The sequence below is a fragment of the Mesorhizobium sp. B2-5-11 genome (genome assembly GCF_006440835.1).
GTDB lineage: Bacteria > Pseudomonadota > Alphaproteobacteria > Rhizobiales > Rhizobiaceae > Mesorhizobium.
In genome coordinates, this window is sequence record NZ_VFUK01000002.1 from 456,621 (window position 1) to 472,212 (window position 15,592).

A 15,592-nucleotide genomic window follows, 5' to 3' on the forward strand; every position below is an offset into this window, starting at 1 on the left:
GGGAGATGCCTGGCAAGGCAGAGGGGGGCGCTCTCCCGCCATCATCTCGAATGATCCACCCTCAATCCACGAAAATCAGCGCCGGCGTTTCCAGGAGCGTCTTGATGCGCTGGATGAACACCGCCGCGTCCCAGCCGTCGATGACGCGATGGTCGAAGCTCGACGACAGGTTCATCATCTTGCGCGGGATGAACTGGGTGCCGTCCCATACCGGCCGCACCATCATCTTGTTGACGCCGAGGATCGCCACTTCCGGGTGGTTGATGACCGGCGTCGTCGCCACGCCGCCCATGGCGCCGAGCGAGGTGATGGTTATGGTCGAACCGGAGAGCTCGTCGCGCGTCGCGGTTCCCGACTTGGCCGCCTCGGCCAACCTGGCGACCTCCGCGCCGCATTCCCAGATGTCCAGCGCTTCGGCGTGCTTGACGACGGGCACCACCAGTCCCGACGGCGTCTGCGCGGCGATGCCGATATGGACGCCGCCATGCTGGTGGATGATGCCGGCCTCGTCGTCGAACAGCGCATTGAGGTTGGGCTGGTCCGCAATCGCCTTGACCATCGCTCGCATCAGGAACGGCAGCAGCGTCAGCTTGGGCCTTTCCGTCCCCTTGGCCGCCCGCTTCTCCTTGTTGAGCGCGGCGCGCAGATCCTCGAGCGCGGTGACGTCGATCTCCTCGACATAGGTGATGTGCGGGATGCGCGACGTCGCCAGCGTCATCTTCTCGGCGATCTTGCGCCGCAGGCCCACCACCTTGATGTCCTCGACGGCATCGTTGCGGGCGAGGCCGGATGCCTTTGCCATGTGCGGCCCGCGCGCCAGGAACGCCTCGATGTCCTCATGGCCGATGCGGCCGGCCGGGCCGCTTCCCTGGACCTGCCTGAGGTCGATGCCCGCTTCCTTCGCACGCAGCCGCACGGCCGGCGAGGCCAGCGGCCTTTCACCTTGCGCACGCGGCGCGCTGTTGACCTTGGACCTGGCGCCGTCATCCTCGGGCTTGTCCCGAGGATCTACCGACCTTCCGGAACTGGTCGCGTCATATCCCTGTGGGACGGCGGATCCTCGGGACAAGCCCGAGGATGACGGCGACAGATTGGGCGATGACGGCTCCAGGTCCGAGACCGGGCGAGCCCCCGTATCATCGGAGATACTTTCAGCCGTCACTTCCGCCGGCATCGCACCGCCAACGACATTGCCCTCGCCGGCCACCTTCAGCCGCACGATGGGCGAGCCGATCGCCACCGTGTCGCCGATATCGGCGCCCAGCCACAGGATCTCGCCGTCGACGGGGGAAGGGATCTCGACCGTGGCCTTGTCGGTCATCACGGCGGCAAGCATCATGTCCTCGCGCACGATGTCGCCGACCTTGACATGCCATTCGACGAGTTCCGCCTCGGCGACGCCCTCGCCGACATCGGGCAGCTTGATGATGTGTTCGCCCATGTCGGGCCTCCCCGTTCTAGGCTTCCAATGTTTCCGTAAGCGCCCGGCCGACGCGGGCCGGACCGGGGAAATAGTCCCATTCCTGCGCATGCGGATAGGGCGTGTCCCAGCCGGCGACGCGGGCCACCGGTGCCTCCAGACGGTAGAAGCAGTTTTCCTGCACAAGCGCGACCAGCTCCGCTCCGAAGCCGGAGGTCAGCGTCGCCTCGTGCACCACGACGCAGCGTCCGGTCTTCTTCACCGACGCCACGATGGTGTCGAGGTCGAGCGGCAACAGCGTCCTGAGATCGACGATCTCGGCATCGATGCCGGTCTCCTCGGCCGCCGCCTGCGCGACATAGACCATTGTGCCGTACGCCAACACCGTGACGGCGGAGCCGGCCCGGCGGATCGCGGCCTTGCCGAGCGGCACGGTGTAGTGGCCGTCGGCGACCTCGCCCAGTTCGTGCTTCGACCACGGCGTCACCGGACGGTCGTGATGGCCGTCGAACGGACCGTTGTAGAGCCGCTTCGGCTCAAGGAAGATGACCGGGTCGGGATCTTCGATCGCCGCGATCAGCAGTCCCTTGGCGTCATGCGGGTTCGAGGGCACGACAGTCTTCAGCCCCGACACATGGGTGAACAACGCTTCCGGGCTCTGGCTGTGCGTCTGGCCGCCGAATATGCCGCCGCCGGTCGGCATGCGCACCACGATCGGGCAGGTGAAGTCGCCGTTCGAGCGATAGCGCAGCCTCGCGGCTTCCTGGGTCAGCTGGTCGTAGGCCGGGTACATGTAGTCGGCAAACTGGATCTCCACGCACGGCTTCAGCCCATAGGCGGCCATGCCGATGGCCGAGCCGACAATGCCGGATTCGTTGATCGGTGCGTCGAAGCAGCGGCTCTTGCCGTATTTCGCCTGCAGGCCTTGCGTGCAGCGGAACACGCCGCCGAAAAAGCCGACATCCTCGCCGAACACCACCACTTTCTCGTCGCGCTCCATCGACACGTCCATGGCGTCGCGAATGGCCTCGATCATGGTCCGCCTCGGCATGGCTCAGACCCCCGCCTGCTGGCGCTGGCGCCTGAGATGCGGCGGCATCTCGGCATAGAGCCCCTCGAACATGTCGCGCGTCGACGGCTTGCCGCCGGCGTGCAGCGTGCCGTGGCTTTCGGCCTCCTTCTGCGCCGCGATCACCGTATCGAGGATTTCCGCTTCGGCCTGCTTGTGCCGCTCCTCCGACCAGACGCCGAGCCGGATGAGATGGTTCTTCAGCCGCACCACCGGGTCGCCGAGCGGCCAGGCATCGGATTCGGTCTTCGGCCGGTAGGCCGAGGGATCGTCCGAGCTCGAATGGGCGCCGGCGCGGTAGGTGACATATTCGACCAGCGTCGGCCCCAGGTTGCTGCGCGCGCGCTCGGCCGCCCATTTCGCCACCGCATGGACGGCGAGATAGTCGTTGCCGTCGACGCGCAGCGCCGGGATGCCGAAACCCAGCCCGCGCGCGGCGAAAGTGCCCGCGCCGCCGCGCGCTATGCCTTGAAACGTCGAGATTGCCCACTGGTTGTTGACGACATTGAGCACCACGGGCGCCTTGTAGGTGGAGGCGAACACCAGCGCCGAATGGAAGTCGGATTCCGCGGTCGAGCCGTCGCCGATCCAGGCCGCGGCGATCCTTGAGTCGTTCGAGATCGCCGAGGCCATAGCCCAGCCGACCGCCTGGATATACTGCGTCGCCAGATTGCCCGAGATCGAGAAGAAGCCGTGCTCCTTCGACGAATACATGATGGGCAATTGCCGGCCCTTCAGCGGGTCGGCCTCGTTGGAATAGATCTGGTTCATCATCGTGACCATCGGGTAGCCGTCGGCGATGAGCAGCCCGGCCTGCCGATAGGTCGGGAAATTCATGTCGCCGGGGGCGAGCGCCTTGCGGAAGGCGCAGCTCACCGCCTCTTCGCCCAGATGCTGCATGTAGAAGGAGGTCTTGCCCTGCCGCTGCGCCATCTGCATGCGCGCATCGAAGGTCCTCAGCGTCATCATGTGGCGCAGGCCTTCGAGCAGTTCCTCGTCGGAGAGCAGCCCCGCCCACGGCCCCACCGCCTCGCCGGCGCGGTTCAGCACCCGGATGATCGAGAATGCCATGTCGCGGATGGCGCGTGGATCGACGTCGATTTCGGGGCGCGGCACCGAGCCGGCGGCGGCGATGGTCACGTTGGAGAAATCAGGCGTGCCGCCCGGCCGCACCTCGGGCTCCGGAACATGGAAGCGCAACATCCCAGCATCGGCCATGACCTTCGTCCTCCATGTCGCCCGGCACCGATATTTGCATATCCGCGCCGCCAGTGCGAATTCACCGGGCAAGCCTCCGGGCATCGGGCCGGCCAAGCCGGCCGATACAGCCTGCCGCGCACCAAGATGAAGATATGTCGGCGAAATTTCTTGTCGATGTTGGGCGGCGCCGCGCAATTAGGCGCAAGGTCGCGTGAGATTTGTCGCCAGATAGGTGATTGTTTGGCAAGCTTGGCTGCCGCGCCCACTTTCACGCCTGCGGAAGGAGAGGAGAATCGCGGGTCCGCCAAACGTGGCGCCCTTCCTCTCCCCCGTCGATCGGGGGAGAGGTGTCGAGCGCAGCTCGACGGAGTGGGGGTCGACCTTCCCTCGAAGCATTGCTTCCACCTGGTAGCCGTGCCCAAGTTTTCTTCCTCGCCATGGTTGTGCCAATCTTTGCGGCGGCGGCGCGTTTGGCAAACGGCTTCCCCCACTCCGTCCCGGCTGCGCCGGGCCACCTCTCCCCCCTCCGGAGGGAGAGGAAAGGCGCCAAGCTTTGGCGAACCCGCGCTGTTCTTCTCCCCATGGAAGGAGAGAAAGGCGTCAACCTTGGCGAGCTCGCGCCCTTCCTCTCCCCCGTCGATCGGGGGAGAGGTGTCGAGCGAAGCTCGACGGAGTGGGGGTCGATCTTCCCTCGAAGCAGTCCTTCGGAGTTGAACTGGAAAGCGTTCACTCCGCCCCAACATCATGCTAACCACCCTCGATGGCACAGAAGAAAGCATACGAGGTGGATTCCTGGCTCGCGAAGCCGGACCCGCGCATGGCGATCGTCCTGCTTTATGGCCCCGATCGCGGCCTTGTCTCGGAGCGCGCCAAGGCTTTTGCCGCCGCGACCGGCCTGCCGCTCGACGACCCCTTCTCGGTGGTCAGGCTCGACGGCTCCGAAGTCGAGCGCGACGAGGGCCGGCTGCTCGACGAGGCGCGCACCGTGCCGATGTTTTCCGACCGCCGCCTGCTGTGGGTGCGCAATGCCGGCGGCCAGAAGGCGCTGGCCGACGACGTCAAGGCGCTGACGGCGGAGCCCGTGCGGGACGCGATCATCCTCATCGAGGCCGGCGATCTGAAGAAGGGCGTCGGACTGCGCGCCGTCGTCGAGGCGGCCGACAACGCCATGGCGCTGCCCTGCTATGCCGACGAGGCCAGGGACATCGATGCCGTAATCGACGACGAGCTGCGCAAGACCGGCGCGACGATGACGCTTGAGGCAAGACAGGCGCTGCGCCGCAATCTCGGCGGCGACCGGCTGGCCTCGCGCGGCGAGATCGACAAGCTGCTGCTTTATGTCCATGGCCAGAAGGAAATCGGCCTCGACGACGTCAGGGCGATGTCCGGCGACGTTTCCGGCGCGTCCTTCGACGATGCCGTCGACGCGCTTCTCGAAGGCAAGGTCGGCGAGTTCGACACCGCCTTCACCCGCCATTGCCAGGCAGGCGGCCAACCCTTCCTGGTGCTGTCCTCGGCGATGCGGCAGTTTCAGGCGATGCAGTCCATGCGCGGCCAGATGGAGGCCGGCGGCCGCAATGCCGCGTCGGTGGTGGCGGCGGCGCGCCCGCCGGTTTTCTTCTCGCGCCGCAAGCTGGTGGAGAAGGCGCTGGAACGCTGGAGCGTCGAGGCGCTCGGCCGCGCGCTGACCCGGCTGCAGACCGCCGTGCTGCAGACGCGGCGAAGGCCGGACCTGTCGGTGGCGCTGGCAAGGCAGGCGCTGCTCGGGATCGCGGTGGAGAGCGCGAGATTGGCGCAACGTTAGGCCCTTTGGCGCCGGGCGCTGCCTCCGTTGGTCAATTCATTGTCATGGCGCCTACCGGCTCAAAGGTCGGCAGCGCCTGTGGAAAGACCAGCACCGCCGCGCCATAGAGCAGCAGAGCGATCCCCGACAGCTTCGCGATCCCATTTCCAGACGGCAGGGTCTTTTCCGCGAATATCAGCAAGGTGACCACGGCCATTGCGGCAACGTTCATGATCCCGAGAGGAAAGAGGGCGAGAAACAGAAGCCAGCAGCAGCCCAGGCAGAAAAGTCCATGCTCCAGACCCATGCGAACCGCGCCCCAGTAACCATCGCGCCATGAGGTCAGGATGAAGCCGATCGGCGTGCGGCATTTGGCCAGACACAGATCCTTCAGTGGGGAAAGTTGGTAGGCGCCCCCAAGCATCAGCAGCGCGCCGCCGAAACGCGCGGCCGTCGCCGTGGACAATCCCACATGCCCGGCGAGCATCTCCGCACCCGCCGCGCCGGCAAAGGCGATAACGCCCATCACGTCCCAGACTAGCATGTACCCGGCCACGAACACCCAGCTCGAGACAAAGGTCTCGCCCCGGCCCCGTTTGCCCGCCTGGACCCGGTGAAATGTCAGGATCATGGGTGCGGCCGTCGGAAACATCATGGCAATCATCATGATCATCCAGACGGCAAGAAACAGCGGCGCCTTCATGCCCATTGTGAGGGAGTACATTTCCATGCGCATGTCCGCGCCCATGCCCGCCTGCTGCCGGATGAGCAAGGTCCATGCCGCCGCCGCGATAGCGATCAGCAGCGCGAGAATGATGTATCGCTGCAACGTCTGCACCATGGACGAAGTACGTCCCGTACCATGCGGCCAACGGCTACTGCTGGCCAGACCAGTTGATCGGGGCGTAGTGTCCGTTTCGGCGGGAATTGTCCCAGCTCATGCCATGGTCGCTGAATGTACTGCCTTCCGCCCCCATCGCCAAGGCGAGCCAGTCGGGATTGACGGGATGGCCGGTGGCCGCCCACATCTGCCCGTCCTCGCGCATCGTCGGCAGCGGCTCGACCGCCATCCGCATGACGCCGGCAATCTCCGCCGACCGCTTCTTGCCGTCTATCCGGTAGCTTATCGGCACCTTCTTGGCGCCGAGATTCGTGCCGATCAAGGGTGCCAGCACCGCCATGGGGCCGCCCGCGACGCCAGTGAAGATGGCGCCTAGCGCCTCTGTCTGCCTGTCATCGGCCCGTTCGTCGATATAGGCGGCGGCCGTCCAATTGCCGTCTGCCATCGGACCCGGCGTGTGGGCAACCATGGCGACGCTGAGCCCATCCAACCGAACATCGCCGTAACTGCCCGTATCGATATGAAAGACCAGACCGACGTCGCAAAAGCCTTTCGTCGGCCTTGATGTCAGCTGTGCGTTGGTGGACAGCAGGCAAGGACACACGACATCGCAGCTACAGTTTTCGAAGTAACTTCCGGACAATTGCCAACGGACTGCCATTTGCACCTCCCATTTGCGTCAGGCGCGCGTCGGCATATTGCTTTGGCGAGGCGGTGCCATTTCACGCCTGTTGCAGGAATGGCAGATAGCCCTCGCCGCGACTGACCGGCACGCTAGGGCAATTAATTTAAGCCTTGTCTAATAGAGGTTACGCCGTTGCCGGGCACTGTCAAGCCGCGAGCGCGGCTGGCGACGGATGCCGATGGCGCTGCTTTTTCGCCAATCGCCAGCGCTTCAAACGAAAGGGCTGGCGGACAGCCAGCCCTCGTCTTCCCTGCGTTGTAGCTTCCGCTTTGTTGAAGTTCGCCGGCTAACTACCGCTCTTGTTTCAATCTCCGACACAGCTCGTCAAGCTGCTCCAGCGTCCGGTACGCCACGCGAATCTCGCCGCCTTTGTTCGTGTGGTCGATGGTCACGATCATGCCGAGCGTGCCGGTCATCAGCTTTTCCAGCGCCAGCGTGTCGGCGTCTTTTTCCGGCGCGCTTTTCGCCTGTTTCGGCTTCGCCGGGGTTGGACCGGCCGGCATCTGCGCCAGCGCTTCGGCCTGGCGCACCGAGAGCCCTTCCTCGACGATGCGCTTGGCAAGCCCCGCCGGGTCCTCCGCCGTCACCAGCGTGCGGGCATGGCCCGCCGACAACGCCCCGTCGACCAGCATGTCGCGGATCACGTCGGGCAGCTTCAGCAGCCGCAGCGTGTTGGCGACATGGCTGCGGCTTTTGCCGATGACCTGGCCGAGATCGGCCTGGGTATAGCCGTGATCGTCGATGAGCTGCTGATAGCCGAGCGCTTCCTCGACCGGGTTGAGATCGGCGCGCTGGACGTTCTCGATGATTGCTAGTTCCAGCGCCGTGCGGTCGTTGACCTCGCGCACGATGACCGGGATCTCGGTCAATCCGGCGCGTTGCGCGGCACGCCAGCGCCGCTCGCCGGCGATGATCTCGTAGCGCCCGGCCTGGGCCGGCGATGGCCGCGCCACCACCGGCTGCACCACGCCATGCTCGCGGATCGATTGCGCCAGGTCGGTCAGCTCGGCGTCGCCGAAATGCCGGCGCGGGTTTTTCGGATTGGGCGTCAGGAACTCGATCGGCACCTTCCCGTCGGCACTCATCCCAGGCTTCTCCGGCGCGCTCGGACGGTCGATCTCGCCGATCAGCGCCGCCAGCCCGCGGCCCAGTCTCTTTCTCGAAAGGTCTTCGCTCATTTCGGTTCCAGATTGTTTCGGTATCGAATCGGCTTTGCTCCATGCGCGGCCGCTTGTTAAGCGGCGCGCAATTTACGCTCGCGGCGGATCACTTCCGACGCAAGCTGCAGATAGGCCTGGCTGCCGGAGCATTTGAGGTCGTAGAGGATCGCCGGTTTGCCGTAGGACGGCGCTTCAGAGACCCGCACATTGCGCGGGATGATGGTCTCGTAGACCTTGTCGCCCATATGCTCGCGCACGTCCTGCACCACCTGGTTGGCGAGGTTGTTGCGGCCGTCATACATGGTCAGCACGATGCCCTGGATGGTGAGATCCGGGTTGATCGAGCGGCGCACCTGCTCGACGGTTTCGAGCAGCTGGCTGAGACCTTCCAGCGCGAAGAACTCGCATTGCAGCGGCACCAGGACGGAATCGGCCGCCGCCATCGAATTCAAGGTCAAGAGATTGAGCGACGGCGGACAGTCGATCAGCACATAGCCAAACCCGGCCGAACGCGCCGATGCGGCGCGCAGGGCGTTGCGCAGCCGCAGCACCCGGTCCGGCGCCGAGGCGATCTCCATCTCGATGCCGAGCAAATCGAGGGTCGACGGCACGATCGACAGGCCGGGCACCGCCGTCGGGATCGCCGCCTCCTCAAGCTCCAGCTCGCCGGTCAGCACGTCATAGGACGACACCGTGCGGTCCTTGCGGTCGATGCCGAGGCCGGTGCTGGCATTGCCTTGCGGATCGAGGTCGACGATCAGCACCTTCTCGCCGATCGCCGCCAGCGCGGTGGCCAGGTTGATGGCAGTGGTGGTCTTGCCGACACCGCCCTTCTGGTTGGCTACGGTGATGATTCGAGGGCCGTTCTTCATCATGGGTCTATGCCAGGAATTCATTTTGGGTCGCCAACACGGATTCGGACAGGTCTTTGTTCAGACAGGTCGCACATTGGACAGTTCAAGGATGACGCCGCCAAGGTCGGTCATGCTTGGATGTTCTACCAGATCGAAGCTCCAGCGGTTAACGCTTTCTTGCACTTCGGCACGGTAATCCCGGCCTTTGTGGAACAGCCCGCGCGCGCCTGATATCAGCCACGGCCCCGCCAGCTCAAGCAAGGTCGAAAGCGGCGCCAGCGCCCGCGCCGTGACGATTTCCGGTACCGAAACAAGCGCATGGCTGTCGTCGATGCGGCGCGCCACGACACGCGCCGGCAGGCCGAACTGGCCGACGACGGCTTGCAGGAATCCCGCTTTCTTGCGATTGCTCTCGACCAGGTCGATGCTGGCGCCGTCACGCTCGGCAAGCAGGAACGCCAGCACCAGTCCCGGGAACCCGCCGCCCGAGCCGATATCGACCCATCGCCGCGCTTTGTCCTCGATTCGCCAGAGCTGCGCGCTGTCCAGTATGTGGCGTTGCCAGACATCGCCTGCTGTCGACTGCGCGACAAGATTGATGCTGCGATTCCATTTCTGGAACATCTCTTCGAACGCCATCAGGCGATCGAATGTTTCACGTGAAACCGGACCGGCGGCGTTGCGCAGACTCTCCCAGGAGGCAGCGCTCACGCGACGTCCCTTTGCGCGCTCTCGGAATGCCTGACATGAGCGACGATGATGGCCAGAGCCGCTGGCGTCATCCCTTCCATGCGCTGCGCGTCGGCAACCGAACGCGGTCGCCGCGCATGCATCTTCTGCTTCAGCTCGTTCGATAGTCCCGGCACCTCGGCGAAGTCGAGCGACTCGGGGATGAGCCGGCTTTCCTCGTGCCGGATTTGGGCGACGTCGCTCTTCTGGCGATCGAGATAGACTGAATATTTTGCTTCCGTTTCGAGGCGCTCCGCCGTCCTGGCGTCAATCGTCCCGAAATTCCCATCGATTCGGGCCAGCCAAGCCACGTCGACGCCGGGATAGGCGAGCAGTTCATAGGCGGATCTGCGCACGCCGTCGCGATTGACCTCCAGCCCGTGGCGCGCCGCCTCGTTGGGTGTCAGCTTTACGCCGAGCGCCAGCCGGCGCGCTTCGGCGAGGCGCTGCTCCACCTCGCCAAACCGCCGCATCCGCCCGGCTGACGCTATACCAAGCCTTGCAGCCAGCGGCGTTAGCCGCTCGTCGGCATTGTCGGCGCGCAGCGAAAGCCGGAATTCGGCGCGCGAGGTGAACATGCGGTAAGGCTCGCTGATGCCGCGGCTGGTCAGATCGTCGACCATCACGCCGATATAGGCTTCGGTGCGGCTGAGCACGACTTGCTCGCTGCCCGACGCCCGCCTTGCGGCATTGAGGCCGGCGAGCAGGCCTTGCGCGGCGGCCTCCTCATAGCCGGTCGTGCCATTGATCTGCCCGGCAAGGAACAGGCCGCCGACGCGCTTTGTCTCCAGCGTCGGATTGAGCTCGCGCGGGTCGACATGGTCGTATTCGATGGCATAGCCAGGCTGCAGCATCACCGCGCGTTCCAGCCCCGGGATGGTCTTCAAAATGTCGAGCTGCACCTCCTCCGGCAATGAGGTCGAGATGCCGTTCGGATAGACCGTGTCGTCGTCCAGGCCTTCCGGCTCGAGAAAAATCTGGTGACCTTCGCGGTCGCCGAACTTGACGATCTTGTCTTCGATCGACGGACAGTAGCGCGGCCCGACGCCTTCGATCGAACCCGAATACATGGCCGAGCGCCCGAGATTGGTGCGAATCAGCTCATGCGTGGCCGCGGTCGTACGCGTGATGCCGCATTCGATCTGCGGCGTCTCGATGCGGTCGGTCATCAGCGAGAACGGCACGGGATCGTCATCCGCCGCCTGGCTTTCCAGCGACGCCCAGTCGAGGGTTCGCCCATCGAGGCGCGGCGGCGTGCCGGTCTTCAGCCGGCCGAGCTTGAAGCCCGCGCGGCTCATCGTCGCCGACAGGCCAAGGCTCGCCTGTTCGTTCATGCGGCCGGCGACGATCTTCTTCTCGCCGATATGGATCAGCCCGCGCAGGAAAGTTCCGGTGGTCAGGACCACCGCGCCGCAGGCAAGGCGCCGGCCGTCGGCCAGGAGAACGGCGCGCAGGCACCCCGAATCGTCGATGTCGAAGTCGAGCACCTCGCCCTCGATCACATCGAGACCGTTCTGCTGCCGGATCGCTTCCTGCATGGCGAGCCGGTAAAGTTTCCGGTCGGCCTGGGTGCGCGGGCCGCGCACGGCCGGCCCCTTGCGCCGGTTGAGCAGGCGAAACTGGATGCCGGCGATGTCCGCCACCCGGCCCATCAGCCCGTCCATGGCATCGATCTCGCGCACTAGGTGGCCCTTGCCGAGCCCGCCAATGGCTGGATTGCAGGACATCACGCCGACCGTGTCGAAACGCAGCGTCACCAGCGCTGTCCTGGCGCCGGCACGCGCAGCCGCGCTGGCCGCCTCGCTGCCCGCATGGCCGCCACCCACCACAACCACATCATAGTGATCGGTCATTTCAAAACGCCCTGGATCCGAAGTTTGGTGGAGAGATGTCCCCGCAGCGGGACGGTGTCAAGAAACTTCGCGGGAGTTTCACGTGAAACAGGACGGCGAGCCTCGTTGCGTGTTTCACGTGAGTCAAGTGCTAGGTCGGCGCCGACCCTCATCCGCCTGCCGGCACCTTTTCTCCATATAGTGACGGGGAGAAGGGAATCGGCCGCAACGCCGGCGCCCATTCTTGCAACGTTAGCGATTGGCCAAGCCGGCGATGACAGCACCCCTCTCCCCGTCACTTTACGGGGAGAGGATGCCGGCAGGCAGGTGAGGGGCAGCGCCGACGCTGGCGATTGGCTCGGCGCAGCCGTTTCACGTGAAACAACGTCGGGTCGGAGAGCCCTCCTGTTTCACGTGAGTCATCGGCCGGGCGCTTCATGATAAAGCCGAGGTCAGCGCTGCCCCTATCCGCCTGCCGGCACCTTCTCCCCGTATAGTGACGGGGAGAAGGGAGGCTCGACGGCGACGATGTTCCACGTGAATCATTTCCCGATGCAGAACTGTGAAAAAATCACATCCAGCATGTCCTCGACATCGACGGCGCCGACGATCCGTCCGAGCCGGTCGGCGGCCAGCCGGAGATCCTCAGCGCGCAGTTCCTGGCCGGCGTCCGGGCTCTCGGCCGCGCGCAATAGGAAGCGGTTGGCTTCGCCTAGCAACTCGACATGGCGAAGCCGTGAGGGCAGGATGTCGCCCGCTTTGCCGACCTGCGCGGCCGCGAGCCTGGCGATTTCGGCCAGCAGTTCCGTCACGCCCGTCCCGTTCTTGGTCGAAATGACGCGATCATAACCGCCTGTAAGCCCGGCGGGGGCTCTTTCCTGCACCAAATCGAGCTTGGTGCCCACGCGCAAGGTCGCGATTCCCTCGCGTTGACGAGCAACGGGATGCGGGTCGGCCATATCCTCGAGGATGAGCAAGAGGTCGGCGCCATGCGCCTTGGCTCGCGCCTTCTCGATGCCGATCGCTTCCACCTTGCCGGCCGCATCGCGCAGGCCTGCGGTGTCGGTCAGCCTGACCCGCAGGCCTTCGAGGTCAAGCACGATCTCGAGCAGGTCCCGCGTCGTGCCCGGCTCATCCGTTACAATAGCTGCATCGCGCCGCGCCAAGGCGTTGAACAGGCTCGACTTGCCGGCGTTCGGCGCGCCGAGGATAACGACCTCGAACCCGTCGCGGATGATTTCGCCGGCACGAAACCCGGCAATGTGGCGGTCGATCTCCCCAATCATCGCCGAGACGTCAGACCAGACCGTATCCGAAACGGACCCGGGAATATCGTCTTCGTCGGCAAAATCGATCTCGGCCTCGATCATGGCGCGCGCATGGATCAGCCGCCGCCGCCAGCTCAGATAAAGCTCGGCCTGCGCGCCCTCGGCATTCTGCACCGCGAAGCGCCGCTGCGCCTCGGTCTCGGCGTTGACCAGATCGGCCAGCGCTTCCGTCCTTACCAGGTCGACCTTGCCATTGAGGAAGGCCCGGCGCGTAAACTCGCCCGCTTCGGCGTGCCTGACGCCTTCGAAACCGGCGATCGTCTCCAACAGCCTCGCCACCACGGCGCGGCCGCCATGCACCTGGAATTCCGCCACGTCCTCGCCGGTGAAGCTGCCGGGGCCGGGGAAAAAGATCACCAGGCCACTGTCGAGCACGCCGCCATCGGGCGCCCGCAGCTTGCGCAGGCTGGCCACGCGCCCCTTAACCATACCGCCGGCGATCGTTTCGACAACGAATCGAGTCTTTGGCCCCGAAGTGCGGATGACGGCGACGCTGGCCGGCAGGCGGCCGCTGGAAAGCGCGACGATGGTGTCGGCCGAAATCATTTGCCCGCCTTGTTGGACCGCCCTAGCTTCACTATCCAACCCCTGTTTCGCCGGACCGCTCATCGTGACACTGCCTGCGCAAAATCTGCTTGCCGACGAAGCCAGCCCCTATTTGCAGCAGCACAGCGGCAATCCGGTGCATTGGCGGGCCTGGTCGCCGGCGTCGCTTGACGAGGCGAGGGCGCTGGATCGGCCGATCCTGCTGTCGATCGGCTATGCCGCCTGCCACTGGTGCCACGTCATGGCCCATGAAAGCTTCGAGAACGATGACGTCGCCGCCGTCATGAACCGTCTGTTCGTCAATATCAAGGTCGACCGTGAGGAGCGTCCCGACATCGACCAGATCTACATGGCGGCGCTGTCCTCGATGGGCGAGCAGGGCGGCTGGCCGCTGACCATGTTCCTGACGCCGGACGGCAAGCCGTTCTGGGGCGGCACCTATTTCCCGCGCGAGCCGCGCTATGGCCGCCCGGGCTTCATCCAGGTGATGGAGGCGATCGACAAGGCCTGGCGCGAGAAAAGAGGCAGCCTGAACCAGAGCGCCGACGGGCTGACTTCGCATGTCGAGACCCGGCTCGCCGGCGCGCATGCCCGCACCGCGCTCGACCCCGACACGCTTGCCGCGCTCGCCAGAGGCATAGACGGCATGATCGACAAGGATCTCGGCGGCTTGCGCGGCGCGCCGAAATTCCCCAATGCGCCATTCATGCAGACACTGTGGCTGTCGTGGCTGCGCGACGGCAATGCCGGTCACCGCGACGATGTCCTCCTGAGCCTCGAACGGATGCTGGCCGGCGGCATCTACGATCACGTCGGCGGCGGTCTCAGCCGCTATTCCACGGACGCGCAATGGCTGGTGCCGCATTTCGAAAAGATGCTCTACGACAACGCGCAACTCATCCGTTTTTGCAACTGGGCCCATGCCGCGGGCGGAAAGGATTTGTTCCGGGTCCGAATCGAGGAGACCGTCGACTGGCTGCTGCGTGAGATGGGCGTCGATGGCGGCGCCTTCGCCGCCAGTCTGGATGCCGACAGCGAGGGCGAGGAGGGCCTTTTCTACACCTGGAGCCGGGAAGAGATCGAGGCCGCGCTCGGCGACGATTCACCGTTGTTTTTCAATCACTTCACACTCTCCAGCCCACCCGGCTGGGAAGGCAAGCCCGTTGTCCACCAGACGCCGGCCCAGCAGGGGCAAGGCATTGCCGAGCAACCGCTTATGACCGCTCTCAAGGCAAGGCTGCTGGCGGTCCGTGAACGGCGCGTCAGGCCCGGCCGCGACGGCAAGGTCCTCGCCGACTGGAACGGCCAGATGATCGCAGCACTCGCCGAGGCCGGCCGCTCGCTGGCGCGGCAAGACTGGATCGACGCGGCCATGGCCGCATTCGACCATATCGCCTCCTCCGACGAGGGCGGACGGCTGCCGCATTCCATGCTCGGCGCCAAGAAACTGTTCCCGGCGCTGTCGAGCGACTATGCGTCGATGACCAATGCGGCGATCGCCCTGTTCGAAGCCACCAGCGACTGGAGCTACGCCGATCGGGCCCGGCAATTGGTCGAGCAGCTCGACCGCTGGCACGCCGATGCCGACGGCACCGGCTATTATCTCACGGCATCCGATAGCACCGACGTGCCGATCCGCATCAGGGGCGATGTCGACGAGGCTATTGCCTCGGCCACCGGCCAGGTCATCGAGGCGCTGGTCCGGCTCGCCGCGCTGACCGGCGATCTCGACCTGCAGGAGAAAGCGACGAAAGTCGCCGAACATGCCGCCGGCCGCGCGGCGCACCAGGCCTATGGACAGGCCGGCATCGTCAACGCCTCGGCGCTCGCCATAGAGCCGCTAAAGCTGGTGCTTGTGGACGATCTGGCGAATCCGACGCTCGTTCCAGTAGCGAATCGCAATCCCGATCCGCGTCGGGTGGATATTGTGGTGGCGATCGGTACACAGGCGAATCGAACGCTGTTGCCGGGCGGGATCCTGCCTCCCGCCGACAGGCCGGGCGCGTGGCTGTGCACGGGGCAGGTGTGTTTGCCGGCGGTGAGCGATCCGGATGAATTGGAAGGGCTATTGCGACGAAGACCACAGAGTTCGTCATCCTAGGGCGAAGCTCCGTCGCAGAGACCCTAGGATCCATGCCGTGACTT

12 protein-coding genes are annotated in these 15,592 nt (G+C 65.2%); 2 read left to right on the top strand and 10 right to left on the bottom strand.

Annotation, left to right across the window (positions count from 1 at the left end; genetic code table 11):
* Positions 1-61: 61 nt before the first annotated feature.
* From FJ490_RS09480 to FJ490_RS09490, 3 genes are read right to left on the bottom strand one after another with little or no spacing between them, the layout of a single operon-like run.
* Complete coding sequence (locus FJ490_RS09480) at positions 62-1,441, bottom strand: dihydrolipoamide acetyltransferase family protein (RefSeq protein WP_140514090.1); 1,380 nt, start codon at positions 1,439-1,441, stop codon at positions 62-64.
* A 16-nt stretch (positions 1,442-1,457) separates the two neighbouring features.
* Complete coding sequence (locus FJ490_RS09485) at positions 1,458-2,471, bottom strand: alpha-ketoacid dehydrogenase subunit beta (RefSeq protein ID WP_140728717.1); 1,014 nt, start codon at positions 2,469-2,471, stop codon at positions 1,458-1,460.
* A 3-nt stretch (positions 2,472-2,474) separates the two neighbouring features.
* The gene (locus FJ490_RS09490; RefSeq protein ID WP_140514092.1) at positions 2,475-3,707 is read right to left on the bottom strand and encodes a 3-methyl-2-oxobutanoate dehydrogenase (2-methylpropanoyl-transferring) subunit alpha; all 1,233 of its coding nucleotides are present in this window, start codon (positions 3,705-3,707) and stop codon (positions 2,475-2,477) included.
* A 742-nt stretch (positions 3,708-4,449) separates the two neighbouring features.
* Here FJ490_RS09490 and holA point away from each other — a divergent pair.
* A complete protein-coding gene (holA, locus tag FJ490_RS09500) occupies positions 4,450-5,493 on the top strand; it encodes a DNA polymerase III subunit delta (protein WP_140524492.1) in 1,044 nt (347 codons plus the stop codon).
* A gap of 31 nt (positions 5,494-5,524) precedes the next feature.
* Here the strand turns inward: holA and FJ490_RS09505 are convergent, their stop codons facing one another.
* The 7 genes from FJ490_RS09505 to mnmE form a co-directional block, all read right to left on the bottom strand.
* The gene (locus FJ490_RS09505) at positions 5,525-6,313 is read right to left on the bottom strand and encodes a DUF2182 domain-containing protein (RefSeq protein ID WP_140728719.1); all 789 of its coding nucleotides are present in this window, start codon (positions 6,311-6,313) and stop codon (positions 5,525-5,527) included.
* Positions 6,314-6,347: 34 nt separating this feature from the next.
* Positions 6,348-6,974, bottom strand: a complete 627-nt coding sequence (locus FJ490_RS09510; protein ID WP_140491936.1) for a DUF1326 domain-containing protein — start codon at positions 6,972-6,974, stop codon at positions 6,348-6,350.
* A 314-nt stretch (positions 6,975-7,288) separates the two neighbouring features.
* Positions 7,289-8,176, bottom strand: coding sequence for a ParB/RepB/Spo0J family partition protein (locus tag FJ490_RS09515; protein ID WP_140728720.1), 888 nt, complete (start codon positions 8,174-8,176; stop codon positions 7,289-7,291).
* 56 nt (positions 8,177-8,232) lie between these two features.
* On the bottom strand, positions 8,233-9,033 hold the full coding sequence (locus FJ490_RS09520) for a ParA family protein (RefSeq protein ID WP_140491929.1): 801 nt from the start codon (positions 9,031-9,033) through the stop codon (positions 8,233-8,235).
* A 57-nt stretch (positions 9,034-9,090) separates the two neighbouring features.
* On the bottom strand, positions 9,091-9,723 hold the full coding sequence (gene rsmG / locus FJ490_RS09525) for a 16S rRNA (guanine(527)-N(7))-methyltransferase RsmG (protein WP_140728721.1): 633 nt from the start codon (positions 9,721-9,723) through the stop codon (positions 9,091-9,093).
* Positions 9,720-11,594, bottom strand: a complete 1,875-nt coding sequence (gene mnmG, locus FJ490_RS09530; RefSeq protein WP_140728722.1) for a tRNA uridine-5-carboxymethylaminomethyl(34) synthesis enzyme MnmG — start codon at positions 11,592-11,594, stop codon at positions 9,720-9,722. The genes rsmG and mnmG overlap by 4 nt, the downstream gene beginning before the upstream one ends.
* Positions 11,595-12,115: 521 nt before the next feature.
* On the bottom strand, positions 12,116-13,447 hold the full coding sequence (mnmE, locus tag FJ490_RS09535) for a tRNA uridine-5-carboxymethylaminomethyl(34) synthesis GTPase MnmE (RefSeq protein ID WP_140728723.1): 1,332 nt from the start codon (positions 13,445-13,447) through the stop codon (positions 12,116-12,118).
* Between the two features lie 64 nt (positions 13,448-13,511).
* On the opposite strand from mnmE, the gene FJ490_RS09540 reads away from it, so the two are divergent.
* Positions 13,512-15,548, top strand: coding sequence for a thioredoxin domain-containing protein (locus FJ490_RS09540; RefSeq protein ID WP_140728724.1), 2,037 nt, complete (start codon positions 13,512-13,514; stop codon positions 15,546-15,548).
* The last annotated feature ends 44 nt before the right edge of the window (positions 15,549-15,592 follow it).

Bases quoted from the DNA above. Each gene is read 5' to 3' on its own strand.
- FJ490_RS09480 (WP_140514090.1), bottom strand. From the start codon at position 1,441: ATGGGCGAACACATCATCAAGCTGCCCGATGTCGGCGAGGGCGTCGCC.
- FJ490_RS09485 (WP_140728717.1), bottom strand. From the start codon at position 2,471: ATGCCGAGGCGGACCATGATCGAGGCCATTCGCGACGCCATGGACGTG.
- FJ490_RS09490 (WP_140514092.1), bottom strand. From the start codon at position 3,707: ATGGCCGATGCTGGGATGTTGCGCTTCCATGTTCCGGAGCCCGAGGTG.
- holA (WP_140524492.1), top strand. From the start codon at position 4,450: ATGGCACAGAAGAAAGCATACGAGGTGGATTCCTGGCTCGCGAAGCCG.
- FJ490_RS09505 (WP_140728719.1), bottom strand. From the start codon at position 6,313: ATGGTGCAGACGTTGCAGCGATACATCATTCTCGCGCTGCTGATCGCT.
- FJ490_RS09510 (WP_140491936.1), bottom strand. From the start codon at position 6,974: ATGGCAGTCCGTTGGCAATTGTCCGGAAGTTACTTCGAAAACTGTAGC.
- FJ490_RS09515 (WP_140728720.1), bottom strand. From the start codon at position 8,176: ATGAGCGAAGACCTTTCGAGAAAGAGACTGGGCCGCGGGCTGGCGGCG.
- FJ490_RS09520 (WP_140491929.1), bottom strand. From the start codon at position 9,033: ATGATGAAGAACGGCCCTCGAATCATCACCGTAGCCAACCAGAAGGGC.
- mnmG (WP_140728722.1), bottom strand. From the start codon at position 11,594: ATGACCGATCACTATGATGTGGTTGTGGTGGGTGGCGGCCATGCGGGC.
- mnmE (WP_140728723.1), bottom strand. From the start codon at position 13,447: ATGATTTCGGCCGACACCATCGTCGCGCTTTCCAGCGGCCGCCTGCCG.